This window comes from Flavobacterium sp. (assembly GCF_965277525.1).
GTDB lineage: Bacteria > Bacteroidota > Bacteroidia > Flavobacteriales > Flavobacteriaceae > Flavobacterium.
Genome location: NZ_CBDIDC010000009.1, coordinates 597,578 through 617,683, shown reverse-complemented (window position 1 = coordinate 617,683; position 20,106 = coordinate 597,578). Strand labels below are relative to the sequence as shown.

Sequence of the window (20,106 nt, the reverse complement as noted above, 5' to 3'; positions counted from 1 at the left end):
GACTTATGAAAAATAATGTCACAAGCGTACAGAAATACATCTGGCTTGATCAGATACTTGGGAGTGAATCACCAAAATATAACATTGGTGGCTATGCATTTATTAATGGGAGTATTGATGTAGAACGTTTTAAAGCAGCTTTTGATATTCTAATTAAAGAGAATGATATCCTTTCTTTTGTTTTTGAAGAAAAGAGTGGCTTCCCTGTATATACCATTCAGGAAGCAGACAGAGATCAGGCGTTGACTTATATAGAAGAATCTGATGAATTTAAAGCGATTCAAACAATCGAAAAAGATTTTATAATTCCTTTTGATATAGAAAATGATAAGCAGCTTTATAAAATCTGGCTTATTAAAGTAGCTCCTGAATCGTATATATGGTATTCTAAACTGCATCATATCATATCTGATGGTTTCTCGTTTCAGTTATTGTTTAATAAAGTGAAAAGGATTTATGAACATTTAGCAACAGACATTGTATATGATGATTTATGTATAGCAAAAAACACAATGTCTTATGAGGCTTTTATAGCTTTAGAAAATGCCTACAGGGTTTCTGATGATTTCTCTAATGATAAAAAGTTCTGGTTAGAGCGTTATGAAGATTTGCCTTCTTTAATATATACGGGTACTAATAAATCGACCAGTCATTGCAATATAGAAATAACACTTACTAAAGATGAAAATGAAGCATTGTGGAATTTTGCAAACACAGAAAGACTGGGTATTTTTCATTTATTGATAGGATGTTTTTCTATAGTATTATCAAAGTACTATAACAGAAAAGAAGTCAATTTAGGGATGCCTATTTTAAACCGCAAAAGTGCTGCTGAAAAACGAACTTTTGGACCGTTCCTGACGCTGTTGCCATTAAAGATTGTTTTAGAAACAACTTCATCTTTGAATGATTTTATAAAAGAGATTAAAAGCACACTTTTTACATGCTATAGACATCAACGTTTTCAGCAAGCCGATATATTACGAAACCTTCCTCATGCAACTTCAAAGCTTTATGATGTAAGATTGTCGTATGAACGCATGCAATATGAATCTGAATTTTCAGGAAATAAATCTACAATACATCCACTATCTAATGACAGTGAAGAAGATCCTATTTCTATACATGTTTTTGAGGATAATAAAGGACATATTAGTTTTAGATTTGATATCAACGAAAGATATGTTTCAAAATTTGAAGCTAATCAACTTATAACATCCTTTAGAAAAGTATTAACGCAATTAAAAGAGACTAAAGACACTCCAATAGCCGAGATTCAAATTGCAAGTAAAGAGCAATTAAAAGAAATACAGGCGATTTCAGAAGGGCTTATCTTAAATAGACCGAAAGAAACATTTTTAAACCTTTGGAATAATTCGCTGGTTAAACATACTTCAAAAACGGCAGTTTCTTATCAAGCCAAATTTTTGACTTACGAAACTCTGGAAACGCATGCAAACACAGTAGCTTCATACCTACAGAGTAAAGGGGTTAAAAAAGGGGATAAAGTAGGGGTAATGCTTTCGAGATCAGAAAAAAGCATTATTGGTATTCTTGCGGCATTAAAAACCGGAGCTATTTATGTGCCTATTGATGATACCTATCCGGATGAAAGAAAGCAATATATTATAAAAGATGCCGGGTTAGATTTTATTTTAACGGATTCTTTTTCTCATTCTGTTTTAGAAGAGAAAGAATTTAATATTGAGAATATTATAGAAGAAGGGACAACATCAGAAAAATACATTCCTGTTCTTCCGGAACCCGAAGATGAAGCTTATATTATTTATACTTCAGGTTCAACAGGAAATCCAAAAGGCGTTGTTATTAATCATAGCTCATTATATGATTATATCCTGACATTTAGGGAGTATTTTAATCTTACTGAAAAAGATGTTGTATTGCAACAAGCTTCTACTGCTTTTGATACTTCTATAGAAGAAATTTTTCCTATTCTATCGGCAGGCGGGAATTTAGTGATTGCTTCTGATACTAAAGATTTTAATGCGTTATTTCAAGATTGTGAACAATTTGGAGTGACTTTATTAAGTACCAACCCTTTTGTTTTGCAATATCTTAATGATAACCACAAAAGCTATCATTTGAATTTTAAAACACTGATTAGTGGAGGAGATGTTCTAAAGCCGCATCAAATAGATCAGCTTATCGATGCTTATAATGTTTATAATACCTATGGACCTACAGAAAGTACGGTTTGTGCAACGTATTACAAAGTTGGTAAGACCGATACGATACTTCCTATAGGAAAACCTATTACAAACAGAGGCGTATACCTTCTGGATGGAACTAAAATATTACCTAAGGGTGCCATAGGAGAAATTGGACTTTCCGGTAAAGGTTTGGCCGTTTCTTATTTGGATAAAAAAGAATTAACAGATAATGCTTTTATAAACATTAATGGAGAAAGGATTTACAAGACCGGGGATCTCGGAAAATGGGGTATCGATAATAATTTAATTTTTTATGGAAGAAAAGATAATCAGTTAAGTTATAAGGGATACCGTATTGAAGTAGGAGAAATAGAGCAGGCAATACAAAAGGTAAATGTATACATAGTAGATAGTTATGTCTGTATAAATGAAGTTGGCGGTATGCCTATCCTGATTGCTTACTTAGTTGCAAATGAATCATTTATTAATATAGCTTCATTGGTAATTGATTTAAAAGACCATTTACCGGAATTTATGATCCCTACGCATTTCGTAGTTATAGATGCTATTCCTTTGATTTCTAATGGTAAAATAGATATTAAGAGTTTACCGGAACCCAAAACCATCAATATAAAAGAAGTGGTTCAATTACCAACGACAGATGATGAAAAAGAGATTGCTGCTATCTGGCAGGAATTGTTAAGACTGGATCAGGTAGATGTTACGGTTAGTTTTTTTGAATTGGGAGGCCATTCGTTGCTGGCAAATCAATTTATTAGCAGTTTAAGGGATCAAAAAGGAATTGAATTGTCACTAAGAGATTTTTATAAATCTCCCACGATTAAAGAAATAAGTGAGTTAGTTCCGTATTTAAATAAAAAAGAGACTCAAAGTATTACAGCTCCTGAGCAGGAATTATATCCTTTGTCTTTTTCACAAGACAGACTTTGGTTCTTAAATCAGTTAGATAATACAGATACTTCCTATCATGTATCCCGTGCTATGAAACTGGATGGGCCTGTAGAGGTTTCGATGCTTGAGGAAACGTTCTCAAAGCTTATAGAGAAACATGAAATTTTGAGAACTGTTTTTGTTAATCGAAATGGAGAGCCGTACCAAAAAATACTTTCTCCATATTCCTATACTATTCCTGTTATCAATTATACTGACATAAAAGATAAAAACAAAGAAAAAGTAATTGTTGATTGTCTGGAAAAGATAGAAAGTCGTGCTTTTAAAATAGATGAAGGGCCACTTTTTAGAATAGAGTTATTACAGTTTTCAGACCAGGAAAGTATTCTTATCTTTTGCGAGCATCATTTAATTTTAGACGGATGGACTCAGGGAATTTTATTTAGAGATTTTGTTGATATCTACAACGAACTGAAAATAAATCCGGATTTTGAAGTAAAGAAACCGGAAGTTACATTTAAAGACTATGCTTACTGGGAAAAAAATACCTTTACAGATAGTGTCCTGAACGAGAAATTAGAGTATTGGGAAAATAAATTTGAAGGTTTTTCAAACGAATTATTAGTGCCTTTAGATCATGAAAGAACTGAAAATTCAAAGAAAAACGGAGGTACTATAGAGCATGTTTTTTCACTGGATTTTTCTGAAAGATTACGTCATTTTTCTGAAAAACAAGACGTCTCCTTGTTTATTACCATGCTTACAGCTTTTAAAATGGCATTGTATAAATTTAGTAATCAAACAGATATTAGTATAGGAACAGCAGTTGCAAACAGACGTTATAAAGAATTTCAGGAGGTTTTGGGTATGATTGTAAATACCATCGCATTGCGAACAACCTTTAGCAGCGATGATTCTTTAATAAATATTCTTAACTGGGTAAAAGAAACTTGTCTGGAGGCATACGCTTATGATGACACCCCTTTTGGTAAAGTAGTAGAAAGAATAAACCCGGAAAGAGGGTTACATCTGCATCCCTTATTTCAGTATATGTTTAGTTTTGTGAACGTTCCAATACAGAGTATGTCTTTATTGGATGCCGATATCGAAATTCTAAAAGGACATAATAAAGGATCACGATTTGATATCAGTGTCATTGTAAACACGGTATATGAACAGACTGATTTTTTAACAGATAATAAGCCGGACAGAAGAATTTCTGTTGAATGGGATTATAATGCAGATATCTTTAAATATGCGACAATGAAACGCATTTTAAATGTATATGTTAAGATTCTTGACGAAATGATCGAAAATCCTGCCCAGTCTTTAGCTACCTTAGATTGTATTCCTGAATCAGAAAAAGAAATTCTTTTGCATGATTTTAATGCTAAAAAAACAGACTGTCCTTTAGACAAAACAGCAGTTTCAATGTTTGAAGATCAGGTTGCAAAAACACCGGATGCTGTTGCCCTGATTTTTGAAAACAGATCTTTGACTTACAAAGAACTGGATGATATTTCGAACCAGCTGGCGCATTATTTATTAACCCAATTTGCTATTAAATTAGAGGATTTAATAACAGTAAAGTTAGATCGCAGTGAATGGATTTATATAGCATTATTAGCAGTTTTAAAAACCGGAGCAGCATATGTTCCTATAGATCCGGGCTACCCACAACAAAGAATCACTTATATAGAACAAGATACAAATTGTAAAGTCGTGGTCGATGAGCAATTATTATCTGACTTTATAGCGAATCAGGATCATTATGAGACTTCATTACCTGAAATTTCTCTAGCCTCAGATAATCTGATGTATGTAATTTATACTTCTGGTTCAACAGGAAAACCTAAAGGAGTAATGATTGAACATAACAGTCTGGTAAACTATATTGCCAATCAAACAAAAGTGTTTGAATTTGATGCTTCAGAGCGTGTATTGCAATTTTCGAACTCCGCTTTTGATGCCTCAATGGAACAAATCTTTTTGGCCTTGTTAAATGGAGCTTCACTTATAGGAGTATCAAAAGAACGTATTATTAATCCTGTTGATTTTATAGATGTGTTGCAGGAATACGCCATAACCCACCTGCATACTACCCCGGGTTATCTAGCTTATTTAAATGATCTTTCGTCTTGCAAAACATTAAAAAGAGTCATTGCCGGAGGAGAAATCTGCTCAAAAAAATTAGCGGAGCGTATGATTAAGTTTACCGATTTCTATAATAAATACGGACCTACAGAAGCCACTATTAGTGCTGCAATGTGTAAAATAAATAAAAGTCATTTAGAGCGAAATAGTATTCCTGTCGGAAAACCGCTGAAGGATTCGGAGATTTATATTTTATCAGATACTCTTGCACTAAAACCTATTGGGGTTTTTGGAGAATTATGTATTTCAGGAATTAGTTTGTCCAGAGGATATTTAAATAATGAAGATTTAACCTCAGAAAAGTTTGTTCCTCATCCTTTTAAAGAAGGAGCTAAACTATATAAAACAGGGGATTGGGGAAGATGGCTGCCTGACGGGACCATAGAACTTTTAGGGCGTAAAGATTATCAGGTAAAAGTAAGGGGATACCGTATAGAATTGGGAGAAATAGAACATACAATCGTATCTCAGGAAGGTATAATTCAATGTGTTGTTGATGTACAGGATATCGATGGTGAGCAGGTACTTGTTTCCTATTTTGTTGGAGAAAAACAAGTAGACAAACAAGAACTTCGTTCTATATTGAGCAATCATTTGCCGGATTATATGTTACCGGGCTACTATGTCCAGCTACCAGCTATTCCGCTAACCTCTCATGGTAAAATTGATAAGAAAGCATTGCCATCTGTGGGTATAGATGATATTATTCAACAGAAATATGTCGCGCCCGAAACCGTCTTAGAGAAAGAATTAGTAGCAATATGGGAAGAAATACTGGGAATTAAGAATATAGGGATAACAGACAATTTTTTTGAATTAGGAGGGCATAGTTTAAAAGTTACTTTAGTAGTAAATAAGATTAATCGCCAATTAGGATATCAGATAAGTGTAAAAGAGGTGTTTTTGAACCCTACAATTTTACAAATTATATCCAGACTGGAAGCATCAACGTTTGAAGCGATACCAAAAGTAGAAACTCAGGAAAATTATGTTTTAACATCTTCTCAGCATCGTTTATGGATATTAAGCCAGTTTGAAGGTGGTAAGGAAGCTTACAATATTCCTGCTTCATTTGAAATAGAAGGAACATTAGATGTTGAAAACTTAACAGGAGCATTTAAAACGGTAATTTCCAGACATGAAATCTTAAGAACATTTTTCAAAAGAAATGACGAAGGAGAAGTACGTCAGTTTATTGTTGAGGCTTCAGCTATTGATTTTAAAATGGATTATTTTGATTATAGTGAAGTTGAAGATCAGGATGGCGTTTTAGAAAGAAGAGTTGTGGAGAGCTATAAATATCAATTTGATTTAGAAGAAGCGCCTTTAGTACGTTTAAGTCTCATAAAATTGTCAGAAAGCAAACATGTCTTACTCTTTAATATGCATCATATTATTAGCGATGGCTGGTCTATGGGAATATTAAGCAAAGAACTTATCACAATTTACGACAGTCTCGTTCAGACTAAAAAAATCAATTTACCGGAACTGACAATGCAATATAAAGATTATGCCTCCTGGATGAGAAGTCAAAATCAGACTTCTAAATTGAAGGCATCAGAAGCATATTGGTTGAATGTATTTAAGGGGCATATACCTGTATTAGAATTACCTGCAGCTAAGATGCGACCAAAAATTAAGACGTATTCGGGAGATTCGGCTACGTATAATTTTTCGAAAGTGGCAAGTGCCAATTTGAAATTATTTTCAGAAAATCATGATGTCAGTCTTTTTATGGTTTTAATGGCCGGAATCAACGGATTACTTTCGCGATATGCCAATACCACAGATATTGTTTTAGGGACTCCTGTAGCAGGAAGAGAACATAGTGATTTAGAAAATCAAATAGGATTGTATTTAAATACACTGGCGATTCGTACCACTTTTGAACAAGAGGCTACTTTTGAAGAATTATTAGACATACAAAAAGAGACCTTATTGAATGCCTATTCTCATCAGGAATATCCTCTTGATAATCTTGTAGAAGAATTAGGTTTAGGCAGAGATACCAGTAGATCTGCTCTTTTTGATGTTTTGGTTGTATTGCAAAATCAACAAGATTTATTTGGATCAGATCGTTTTCAAATTGAAGGTTTGACTTTAAAACCCCATAAAGGATATCAAAGAAAAGTGAGCCAATTTGATTTAAGCTTTATTTTTTCACAGCACAAAGGGCAATTACAGTTACATATTGAATACAATACAGATATTTATGAGCTGGATTTTATAGAACGTTTGTTCTCCCATTTTGATAGCTTTTTAACCCAGGCGATCCAAAGACCGAATCAAAAAGTTTCCACCCTTAATTATTTAGGGTTTAGTGAAGCATCTCAATTATTGCATGATTTTAATAATACAACCGTTGATTATCCGGTTACTACAATGGTCGATTTGGTGGTTCACCAGGCAGGCAAAACTCCTGAAAGTATCGCTTTAATTTGTGACAATAAAAGTTTTACCTACAAAGAACTGGATGAATTATCCAACAGCCTGTCTCATTATTTGCTAAGCAATTATAATTTAGAAACTGAAGATTTAGTAGGTGTGAAATTAGATCGCAGCGAATGGCTTTTAATCTCCTTACTGGCTGTTTTAAAAGCAGGCTGTGCCTATGTTCCTATCGATCCTAATTATCCTGCACAACGTATTGCTTATATTGAGGAAGACAGTAAATGTAAAGTCACGATAGACGAAGCGTTTTTATCGGCTTTCAAAGCATCGGACCGTATTGCAACATCACTTCCGGAGGTATCCTTTAATGCAGATAATCTGGCGTATATTATTTATACTTCAGGATCTACGGGTAAACCCAAAGGGGTTATGATTACGCACAAAAATGCTTCTTTTATGCTGCACTGGTCGCAGAGAGAATTTAGTGATACTGATTTTGATCTTCTTTATGCAGGAACCTCCCATTGTTTCGATTTATCGGTATACGAACTTTTCTATCCTTTGAGTATAGGAAAACAGATTCGCTTATTACCCAACGGATTATCAATAGGGGATTATCTGGATCAGGATAAAAAAGTATTGATCAATACAGTGCCTTCTGTTATTCATAACCTTATCGATAAAGGCATTTCGTTTGCAAATGCCGTAGGGATAAATCTTGCCGGAGAAGCTTTTCCGGTGAGTATTGCCAATCATTTTAAAGATTCAGGCATTGCCCTTAGAAATTTATACGGACCATCTGAGGATACCACTTACAGCAGTTATTATCGTGTTGAAGGATCTTATGAGAGTTCGGTTCCTATTGGTAAAGCGATAGACAACACTCAGTTTTACATCCTGTCCGATGCTTTGGCCCTGCAGCCCGTTGGAATAATTGGCGAGATCTGTATTTCCGGTGACGGACTGTCCAGAGGATATTTATACCAACCGGAATTAACGGCAGAAAAATTTATAGAAAATCCTTTCTCAGAAAGCGGCAAGCTTTATAAAACGGGGGACTTAGGCAAATGGTTGCCTGATGGCACCATAGCCTGCCTGGGCAGAAAAGACAGTCAGGTCAAAATTCGTGGATATCGCATAGAACTGGGTGAGATAGAACAGGTATTAGAATCCCAGGAAGGAATTGATCAATGCGTAGTGCTGGCAAAAGAGATAAATGGCGAGCAGGTTATTGTGGCTTATCTGGTTAATGCTTCTGAAATAGACAAACACCAGTTAAGATTATCTCTGGGACGCGAACTGCCGGAGTATATGTTACCGGGTTTTTATGTCTTTATGGATGAATTTCCCCTGACACCCAATGGTAAGATCGATAAGAAAGCATTGCCTGCGGTAAGCACAGAAGATGTTATCCAGCTTGAATACATAGCGCCAGGCAATGAAATCGAAGAACAACTGGTTACCATTTGGCAGGACATATTAGGATTAGAAAGAGTAGGTATTACGGATAACTTTTTTGAGTTGGGCGGAAATAGCTTAAAAGCCACCGTTTTAATCAACAGAATAAACAGGGCTTTTGATACGAGATTCACCATTCAGGATTTATATGAAAGCCAGGAAATTATTGGAGTTTCGAAAAAACTAAAATTTATTGTTTTTCAAAATCAATTAGCCATAAAGACAGCTAACGATCTTGATGAAATAATGATATAAAAAATGCCTTTAATAGAACTTATTGTTATCCATAAAATAATAATAGCGGTAGAATTCTTAAAAATATAGATGAGTTTAAAATTTACGTTTAAAAAATAATATTGTGATAGAAAATTTAATACATACACTACAGTCACTAGAAATTGGACTTACGATAGAGAATGGAAACCTGAAAATTAATGCTCCTAAAGGTGCTTTGACTCCTGAAATTATTGATGATATTAAAGCTCATAAAAAGGAACTGATCAGCTTACTTTCTTCTTCTGAATCTATTCCTAAAGCAGAAGTAAAAGACGCTTATGCCCTTACTTCGTCTCAACACCGATTATGGACACTGAGTCAGTTTGAAAAAGGAAATTCGGCTTATAACATTTTTGACGCCTTTGAATTTAAAGGAACGCTGGATTTTGACAAATTAACCGAAGCTTTTAAAATTATAATAGCACGGCATGAGAGTTTACGCACTGTTTTTAAAGAAAATGCACAAGGAGAATTAGGTCAGTATATCGTTCCTGTTGCCCAATATAGGGGAGCTTTACAAATAATAGAGTTAAGTGATGCGACAAATCAGATGTTGAGTGATCATGCTGATACGATCCAAAAACATGCTTTTGATTTAGAAAAAGGGCCCTTGTTTATAGGAGATATTGTAAAAGTGTCTGCTGATCGCAATATCCTGATGCTAAATATGCACCATATTATTGGCGATGGCTGGTCTATGGGAGTTTTGAGCAAAGAATTTATGGCTATTTATAATAGATTGTCTACAGGTGATGAAGTAATATTACCGGATTTACCTATTCAGTATAAAGATTACTCTGAATGGCAAAACAGCGAATCCAGACAGTCTGTACTGGAAAAAGCCAGAACATTTTGGCTGAATACCTTTTCAGGCGATTTGCCTGTTTTAGAATTACCCTCTGATAAAATAAGGCCAAAGCTTAAAACCTATAACGGTTCAGGTTTAGACTATTCATTTTCTAAAACCACTACGGCCCAGCTGAATACTTATGCCCAACAAAACGGTGTGACGCTTTTTATGGTTTTAATGGCCGGAATCAACGGATTACTTTCGCGATATGCCAATACTACAGACATTGTTTTAGGAACTCCTGTAGCAGGAAGAGAGCATAGCGATTTAGAGAATCAGGTAGGATTGTATTTAAATACACTGGCGATTCGTACGACCTTTGAGCAGGAAACGACTTTTGAAGAATTATTGGCCATACAAAAAGAAACCTTATTGAATGCCTATTCTCATCAGGAATATCCTTTTGACAGTTTGGTGGAAGAATTGGAAATAAAAAGAGATTTAAGCAGATCGGTTTTATTTGATGCTTTGGTTGTTCTTCAAAATCAGGAAGAATTATTAGTTTCCGGAGGTTTAAAATTAAATGGTGTTGAAGTGTCTCCCTACAAAAATCTGGAAAAATCATTCAGTAAGTTTGACATAAGCTTTATTTTTTCAGAGAAAAAAGGGGAATTGTCCTTGTACATAGAATACAATACAGATATCTATGAACTGGATTTTATAGAACGTTTGTTCTCCCATTTTGATAGCTTTTTAACCCAGGCCATTCAAAGACCGAATCAAAAAGTTGCCACCCTTAATTATTTAGGGTTTAGTGAAGCATCTCAATTATTACGTGATTTTAATAATACAACCGTTGATTATCCGGTTACTACAATGGTCGATTTGGTGGTTCACCAGGCAGGCAAAACTCCTGAAAGTATCGCTTTAATTTGTGACAATAAAAGTTTTACCTACAAAGAACTGGATGAATTATCCAACAGCCTGTCTCATTATTTGCTAAGCAATTATAATTTAGAAACTGAAGATTTAGTAGGTGTGAAATTAGATCGCAGCGAATGGCTTTTAATCTCCTTACTGGCTGTTTTAAAAGCAGGCTGTGCCTATGTTCCTATCGATCCTAATTATCCTGCACAACGTATTGCTTATATTGAGGAAGACAGTAAATGTAAAGTCACGATAGACGAAGCGTTTTTATCGGCTTTCAAAGCATCGGACCGTATTGCAACATCACTTCCGGAGGTATCCTTTAATGCAGATAATCTGGCGTATATTATTTATACTTCAGGATCTACGGGTAAACCCAAAGGGGTTATGATTACGCACAAAAATGCTTCTTTTATGCTGCACTGGTCGCAGAGAGAATTTAGTGATACTGATTTTGATCTTCTTTATGCAGGAACCTCCCATTGTTTCGATTTATCGGTATACGAACTTTTCTATCCTTTGAGTATAGGAAAACAGATTCGCTTATTACCCAACGGATTATCAATAGGGGATTATCTGGATCAGGATAAAAAAGTATTGATCAATACAGTGCCTTCTGTTATTCATAACCTTATCGATAAAGGCATTTCGTTTGCAAATGCCGTAGGGATAAATCTTGCCGGAGAAGCTTTTCCGGTGAGTATTGCCAATCATTTTAAAGATTCAGGCATTGCCCTTAGAAATTTATACGGACCATCTGAGGATACCACTTACAGCAGTTATTATCGTGTTGAAGGATCTTATGAGAGTTCGGTTCCTATTGGTAAAGCGATAGACAACACTCAGTTTTACATCCTGTCCGATGCTTTGGCCCTGCAGCCCGTTGGAATAATTGGCGAGATCTGTATTTCCGGTGACGGACTGTCCAGAGGATATTTATACCAACCGGAATTAACGGCAGAAAAATTTATAGAAAATCCTTTCTCAGAAAGCGGCAAGCTTTATAAAACGGGGGACTTAGGCAAATGGTTGCCTGATGGCACCATAGCCTGCCTGGGCAGAAAAGACAGTCAGGTCAAAATTCGTGGATATCGCATAGAACTGGGTGAGATAGAACAGGTATTAGAATCCCAGGAAGGAATTGATCAATGCGTAGTGCTGGCAAAAGAGATAAATGGCGAGCAGGTTATTGTGGCTTATCTGGTTAATGCTTCTGAAATAGACAAACACCAGTTAAGATTATCTCTGGGACGCGAACTGCCGGAGTATATGTTACCGGGTTTTTATGTCTTTATGGATGAATTTCCCCTGACACCCAATGGTAAGATCGATAAGAAAGCATTGCCTGCGGTAAGCACAGAAGATGTTATCCAGCTTGAATACATAGCGCCAGGCAATGAAATCGAAGAACAACTGGTTACCATTTGGCAGGACATATTAGGATTAGAAAGAGTAGGTATTACGGATAACTTTTTTGAGTTGGGCGGAAATAGCTTAAAAGCCACCGTTTTAATCAACAGAATAAACAGGGCTTTTGATACGAGATTCACCATTAAAGATTTATACGAAACCCAGGAAATTATTGGAGTTTCGAAAAAACTAAAATTTATTGTTTTTCAAAATCAATTAGCGGTAGATACAGTTGATGGTCTTGATGAGATCATGATATAGTTTTTTTATTTTTTACGCATAAAATTCATTTTTTTAAGCATGGCTATACAATAGTCGTGCTTTTAGCATTTATAAGACCTATTCATTTCAGACCTATTCTTATTGTTATCCAATTGAATAATAATGATGTTGTGATCCTATAAAATCCCCATACGTTTCAAATTCACTTAAAAAATAATATTGTGATAGAAAATTTAATACATACGCTACAGTCCTTAAAAATCAGACTTACGATAGAGAATGGAAACCTGAAAATTAATGCTCCTAAAGGTGCTTTGACTCCTGAAATTATTGATGATATTAAAGCTCATAAAAAGGAACTGATCAGCTTACTTTCTTCTTCTGAATCTATTCCTAAAGCAGAAGTAAAAGACGCTTATGCCCTTACTTCGTCTCAACACCGATTATGGACACTGAGTCAGTTTGAAAAAGGAAATTCGGCTTATAACATTTTTGACGCCTTTGAATTTAAAGGAGTGCTGGATTTTGACAAATTAACCGAAGCTTTTAAAATTATAATAGGACGGCATGAGAGTTTACGTACTGTTTTTAAAGAAAATGCACAAGGAAAATTAGGACAGTATATCGTTCCTGTTGATTGCTATACAGGATCTTTGCAAACGATAGATTTAACGAATGCTCCACGCGAGGCAGTACTACATCACGCTAACACAATTCAAAAACATGCTTTTGATTTAGAAAAAGGCCCCTTGTTTATAGGCGATATTGTAAAAGTGTCTGCTGATCGCAATATCCTGATGCTAAATATGCACCATATTATTGGTGATGGCTGGTCTATGGGAATATTGAGCAAAGAATTTGTAACTATTTATAATAGATTATCAACGGGAAGTAACCTGACATTACCGGATTTACCTATTCAGTATAAAGATTACTCTGAATGGCAAAACAGCGAATCGAGACAGTCTGTACTGGAAAAAGCCAGGACATTCTGGCTGAATATCTTTTCAGGCGATTTGCCTGTTTTAGAATTACCCTCTGATAAAATAAGGCCAAAGCTTAAAACCTATAATGGTTCTGGATTAAGTTATTCATTTTCTAAAACCACTACGGCTCAGCTGAATACTTATGCCCAACAAAATGGTGTGACACTTTTTATGGTGTTAATGGCCGGAATCAATGGATTGCTTTCGCGATATGCCAATACTACAGACATTGTTTTGGGAACTCCTGTAGCAGGAAGAGAGCATAGCGATTTAGAGAATCAGGTAGGATTGTATTTAAATACACTGGCGATTCGTACGACTTTTGAGCAGGAAACGACTTTTGAAGAATTATTGGCCATACAAAAAGAAACCTTATTGAATGCCTATTCTCATCAGGAATATCCTTTTGACAGCTTGGTGGAAGAGCTGGAGATAAAAAGAGATGTAAGCAGATCGGTTTTATTTGATGCTTTAGTGGTATTTCAAAATCAGGAAGAATTATTACTATCCAATGATCTGACATTAAATGAGATTGAAATTTCGCATTATAAGCACTCGCAGGATTCCTCCAGTAAGTTTGATTTAACGTTTGCTTTTTCAGAAAATAAAGGTCAGTTATTCTTGTACATAGAATACAATACAGATATTTATGAGCTGGATTTTATAGAACGTTTGTTCTCCCATTTTGATAGCTTTTTAACCCAGGCGATCCAAAGACCGAATCAAAAAGTTGCCACCCTTAATTATTTAGGGTTTAGTGAAGCATCTCAATTATTACGTGATTTTAATAATACAACCGTTGATTATCCGGTTACTACAATGGTCGATTTGGTGGTTCACCAGGCAGGCAAAACTCCTGAAAGTATCGCTTTAATTTGTGACAATAAAAGTTTTACCTACAAAGAACTGGATGAATTATCCAACAGCCTGTCTCATTATTTGCTAAGCAATTATAATTTAGAAACAGAAGATTTAGTAGGTGTGAAATTAGATCGCAGCGAATGGCTTTTAATCTCCTTACTGGCTGTTTTAAAAGCAGGCTGTGCCTATGTTCCTATCGATCCTAATTATCCTGCACAACGTATTGCCTATATTGAGGAAGACAGTAAATGTAAAGTCACGATAGACGAAGCGTTTTTATCGGCTTTCAAAGCATCAGACCGTATTGCAACATCACTTCCGGAGGTATCCTTTAATGCAGATAATCTGGCGTATATTATTTATACTTCAGGATCTACGGGTAAACCAAAAGGGGTTATGATTACGCACAAAAATGCTTCTTTTATGCTGCACTGGTCGCAGAGAGAATTTAGTGATACTGATTTTGATCTTCTTTATGCAGGAACCTCCCATTGTTTCGATTTATCGGTATACGAACTTTTCTATCCTTTGAGTATAGGAAAACAGATTCGCTTATTACCCAACGGATTATCAATAGGGGATTATCTGGATCAGGATAAAAAAGTATTGATCAATACAGTGCCTTCTGTTATTCATAACCTTATCGATAAAGGCATTTCGTTTGCAAATGCCGTAGGGATAAATCTTGCCGGAGAAGCTTTTCCGGTGAGTATTGCCAATCATTTTAAAGATTCAGGCATTGCCCTTAGAAATTTATACGGACCATCTGAGGATACCACTTACAGCAGTTATTATCGTGTTGAAGGATCTTATGAGAGTTCGGTTCCTATTGGTAAAGCGATAGACAACACTCAGTTTTACATCCTGTCCGATGCTTTGGCCCTGCAGCCCGTTGGAATAATTGGCGAGATCTGTATTTCCGGTGACGGACTGTCCAGAGGATATTTATACCAACCGGAATTAACGGCAGAAAAATTTATAGAAAATCCTTTCTCAGAAAGCGGCAAGCTTTATAAAACGGGGGACTTAGGCAAATGGTTGCCTGATGGCACCATAGCCTGCCTGGGCAGAAAAGACAGTCAGGTCAAAATTAGGGGATATCGCATAGAACTGGGTGAGATAGAACAGGTATTAGAATCCCAGGAAGGAATCGAACAATGTGTAGTGGTAACTGCCATGGTTCAGGGCGAGCAGGTTATTGTTAGTTATCTTGTAAGTACTGGGGCCGTAGACAGAAATCAACTTCGATTATCTCTGGGACGCGAATTACCGGAGTATATGTTACCTGGTTATTATGTGTCTTTAGAAGCACTGCCGCTTACGCCCAATGGTAAGATCGATAAGAAAGCATTGCCTGCGGTAAGCACAGAAGATAGTATCCAACTGGAATACCTAGCTCCTGCTAATGAAATCGAAGAACAACTGGTTACGATCTGGCAGGACATATTAGGATCGAAAAAAACAGGGGTTACAGATAACTTCTTTGCGCTTGGAGGACACAGTTTAAAAGCAATTCAGGTAATTTCTAAGATACAGAAAGAATTCAATATCAAAATTGACCTTAAAGAATTATATTATGAACCAACCATTAAGAATTTGGCACGCTACATAGAATCCGTACAAATTCTAAATAATCAACACATAATTTCTTCTGTTGTTGGCGAAGAATTGGTTTTTTAAAATTATAGAACAGTCTTAGAAAAGTTATAATCACGATATAAGAATTACTAAATTAAACAGCTGCGAGAGTGTTCTTGTAGCTGTTTTTTTGTTTTTATATAGTATTGGTTTCAGACTGACAGATTTTAATTTTATTAATTAGAAGTTTAAAGTTTTGATTATTAATGTTTTAATCTAAATAGGGATTCTTTTGTCTTAAAAGATTGTTAATCGTTTCTAAAAATCAATTTTTTTCATTTAGTTTAGGTCTGCAGGCAATAATTTTTTCAAATGTCATTAAAGTAGTGTTATTGGGGAGAGAACGAGGAAAAACTACCCTTTTGGGTAAAGAAATACAAGTTGTTTATATTTAATTTTGACTTAAAAAACTACTTATGGAAGATCGTTATACAAGAAATAGACTTTATCTCACTGAAGAAGAGCAAGAGATAATAAAAAACTTTCCAATTTTGTTGGCGGGAAGTGGGATCGGCAGTGTGATTGCTGAATGCGCACTACGTTTTGGCTTTGAAAAGATTACAATTGTAGATGGTGATCAGGTAGAGCGGTCTAATTTGAACAGACAGAATTATACTGAAGATGATGTCGATTCGAACAAGGTAGATGCTTTGGCCAGACGATTGAAATCGATTAATAAAAACGCGGAAATCAATTGTCTCGATTTTTTCTTAACTGTTGAAAATGTAGGGGATCATATTAAAGGTCATAAAGCAGCAGTCAATGCACTTGATTTTTCATCTCCGGTACCGCTGATATTTGATACAGCTTGCCAAAAACTAGACATTCCAATTCTGCATCCGTACAATATAGGATGGGGAAGCTTGGTTACTGTAATTGCCAAGGATGGTCTTCTGCTAAACGCAATAGTAAATCCTGACGAACAATTTAATGAAGTAACTATGGTGGAGTACGCATCAAGTTATATGCGATTTTGGGGAAATCCGCAAAAATGGATCGATAGTATTGTTGAAAAATATAAAAATGAGAAGGAATCTTTACCTCCTCCGCAGTTGTCTATAGCGTCATGGTCAGTAGCTGCCGTATGTACGCATTTGCTTTATAACATTGCTACCGGGAAGAAGTTTAAAAAATTCCCTGAATTTTATTTGTCCACCATTATTGACGAAGAAGTATAGGTCTTTAAATTAATTTGTTACTGGTTGCGTATGCTATTGCTTCTGCAATATTTGCCACGCCAAGTTTGGTGAATAGTTTTCTTTTATGAAATTTAATTGTATCAGCAGAGACAAACATGCTTTCTGCCATATTGGCGATTGTAAAGCCTCTAATGGAGTATTGTAATACTTCTTTTTCGCGACTTGTGAGTTCAATTTTTTTCAATGTTTTCCAGAAATTTCCTTCCAGGTCATAGCTGAATATTTTGTTTTCACCTTTTTTATAAATTTTAATGTTTCCGGATTGCAGTTCCGAGGAAAGTGAAATAATGCAAATTGACTTCCATATTTTACCGTCATTGGTTAAAAATACGGGAGTCAGTTTTTGGTTCACCAAAAAAGTTTTCCCGCTGGGATTCTTTAAGCGAAAGTCGTATGAAATAGTATGATGTATCCGCTCTTCCAGGGGTATATTTTGGTAGAAATCAAACCCTATGGTGTTAATCTTCAATAAGAGATCCAAATCGTCTTTTACTACATACTTAAAGTAAAAGGCATAGCCCAGCTCCTGTACTTCCTGCGGGGTGTGGTCGCATAGAAATAAGGGGTTTTCCGACACATATTCAAAGCCTTTTTTCTCATAATCTATGATATAGATACTACTGTAAGTAGTTCTTGCAAATGCCTTGACTAATTCTAAGTAATTCCCAAGTCGTAGGGCTTCATCTTCGGAAATTTTTTGTACCGTGTTGTTAGAGGAAAAAAAGTCGTTTTCAATTACCATATTACCATATTTTTAATACGGTGTGAATATAGGAAAAATTGGAGATATGATGTTAAAATATTTTTATTTCTATATGAATTTAACTTCAATTCGGGAAGAATGTTCATTTGTTTTTGATTTGCTGCTTTTTTTAACAATACGGCTCTTTTTTTACTACACTTAAGGGTAGTATTTGCTTAGTTTATTGATAACTAGTATTTTGTGTAATACGAAGCGTAAATTGTGGTGATAGTTTGGGTAAAAATAAACGACCATGATAAGCAAAATAAACCACCAGTCAATTAGTCAAAACGAGATCTTTCACATGTCAAAATTTGTAGTGACAGAAAATTTCAATCATCATTCAAATGAAGTCTTTCCAAAGCATTATCAAAAAGATATTGATGCTGTTTACAAAGAAGAGATGGGTTTTTTGGAGAATTCAAAAATTTTCGCTGTAAAGAACGATTTTGGCGATTTAGTAGGCACGATCAGAGTCCTTAAATGGGATTTTGTGAGCGTATTGCCTATCCAGAAGATGTTCGGGATCAACCCTTTTCTTTGTACAGGGGGCAGTGACATTCATGAAATCTGGCATATTGGTCGTTTTGCTATCAAGAAAGGAGTCCGTGATTTAAACATTCTTAAAAGACTGTTGGTTTCGGCTATTGCGCCAATCTGTACCCATAAGGATAATATTGCTTTTGCAGAGATAGATGCCAAACTGCTTCGCGTTTTGACATTAATGGGAATCAAGGCAAAAATTGTAGGTAAATCTATTGAATACCTGGGTTCAGAAACGATCCCTGTAAGCATGTCTTACCACGGACTTATAGATTTTTATAACGCAAATAAGGATTTGGTTTTACCTGAAGAAACTTTCGGGGTTTCGGCCAAAAGCTATCAACTACCCAATAGGGTAGTATTTAATACTGAGAAGCGTAACTACCCTTTGGTGTAGTTAGATATGAAATTTTGTATTGTAAGTTTACTCCAGTAAAAAAAAGATCAGTTGTTTGTTTATCCTTTTTTACAAAGTTCTCAAAAGCGGAATAGTTACCTTGAAAGTTTAAAAAACATAAAAGTATATTTTCGGAGAATTAAATCAAATTATCATTACCCAGGTTACCAGTTACCCAATTACCTTTTGAGGTAAAGCATATAAATCTATTTAGTTACCAAAACCATTTCTTAAATAAAATAACCATGTGACTGGTTACAGCGCAGCTATGGCGTGTCACGAAAAACTTTTAAAATTATGGATAGAAAACAAGGCTGGCATGTTCTTTACGTAAGATACCGCCATGAGAGTAAGGTTTATAAAGAGTTAACAGAAAAAAAACTGGAGGCTTTTCTACCCATGGCAACAAGCATTCGAAAATGGAGTGACCGCACCAAAAAAATCCAGGTTCCCTTATTTCCGAGTTACGTTTTTGTCAACATCAAATCCAATAAAGATTTTCATGATGTCCTGACAGTGGACAGCGGTTGTTCGTATTTGTCTTTTGGAAACGAATATGGCAAGGTTTCAGAAAAAGAAATCCATCAGATCAAGTTATTGGTTGAAGGAAAGGACATTAGTGATGTTCAGATCAATAAAGAGCTTCCCAAAATTGGAGATAAAGTTACCATCGCACATGGCGAATTATCGGGTCTGGAATGCGAAGTTTTCAGAATCGATAACCAGCACAGGATTAGCGTACGACTGAGTTCATTACGTCAGAATATATCGGCAATCGTTCCTTTGTCTTATTTATCCAACAGAACAGAAAGCACTTTTGCAAAGGCTTAATTTTAGTTTTTTCTCAAAATAATTAGTTGTGTATAGTCGCAGAACGTTAAAACATCGTTTTTTGGATTTCTGATTTTTGTTGAGTGATTTTAAAGCAATTTAAATCTATAGTTACGGTTTTTTACACTAAAAAATACCTACAGAATATCTCTTACTAAGAGCATTCATTTCAATTCAAAATCTAATAAAAAAATATTA

7 protein-coding genes are annotated in these 20,106 nt (G+C 35.3%); 6 read left to right on the top strand and 1 reads right to left on the bottom strand.

Annotated elements, in window-relative coordinates:
• Positions 1 to 5 precede the first annotated feature (5 nt).
• The 4 genes from ACQY44_RS19650 (at position 6) to ACQY44_RS19635 (ending at position 17,374) form a co-directional block, all read left to right on the top strand.
• Positions 6 to 9,341, top strand: a complete 9,336-nt coding sequence (locus tag ACQY44_RS19650; RefSeq protein WP_428231993.1) for an amino acid adenylation domain-containing protein — start codon at positions 6 to 8, stop codon at positions 9,339 to 9,341.
• A gap of 103 nt (positions 9,342 to 9,444) precedes the next feature.
• Positions 9,445 to 12,750: an amino acid adenylation domain-containing protein gene (locus ACQY44_RS19645; RefSeq protein ID WP_428231992.1), complete on the top strand. Its 3,306-nt coding sequence runs from the start codon at positions 9,445 to 9,447 to the stop codon at positions 12,748 to 12,750.
• 182 nt (positions 12,751 to 12,932) lie between these two features.
• On the top strand, positions 12,933 to 16,238 hold the full coding sequence (locus ACQY44_RS19640) for an amino acid adenylation domain-containing protein (RefSeq protein WP_428231991.1): 3,306 nt from the start codon (positions 12,933 to 12,935) through the stop codon (positions 16,236 to 16,238).
• A 374-nt stretch (positions 16,239 to 16,612) separates the two neighbouring features.
• Entirely contained in the window at positions 16,613 to 17,374 is a 762-nt protein-coding gene (locus tag ACQY44_RS19635; RefSeq protein ID WP_428231990.1) for a ThiF family adenylyltransferase, read from the top strand.
• A gap of 4 nt (positions 17,375 to 17,378) precedes the next feature.
• Here ACQY44_RS19635 and ACQY44_RS19630 read toward each other — a convergent pair whose 3' ends face one another.
• On the bottom strand, positions 17,379 to 18,137 hold the full coding sequence (locus ACQY44_RS19630; protein WP_428231989.1) for a response regulator transcription factor: 759 nt from the start codon (positions 18,135 to 18,137) through the stop codon (positions 17,379 to 17,381).
• A 253-nt stretch (positions 18,138 to 18,390) separates the two neighbouring features.
• On the opposite strand from ACQY44_RS19630, the gene ACQY44_RS19625 reads away from it, so the two are divergent.
• Together ACQY44_RS19625 and ACQY44_RS19620 are read left to right on the top strand one after the other, a co-directional pair.
• Positions 18,391 to 19,077, top strand: a complete 687-nt coding sequence (locus tag ACQY44_RS19625; RefSeq protein WP_428231988.1) for a hypothetical protein — start codon at positions 18,391 to 18,393, stop codon at positions 19,075 to 19,077.
• Positions 19,078 to 19,374: 297 nt separating this feature from the next.
• Positions 19,375 to 19,908 (top strand): UpxY family transcription antiterminator, encoded by a 534-nt coding sequence (locus ACQY44_RS19620; RefSeq protein WP_428231987.1) that lies wholly within the window; start codon positions 19,375 to 19,377, stop codon positions 19,906 to 19,908.
• Positions 19,909 to 20,106 lie beyond the last annotated feature (198 nt).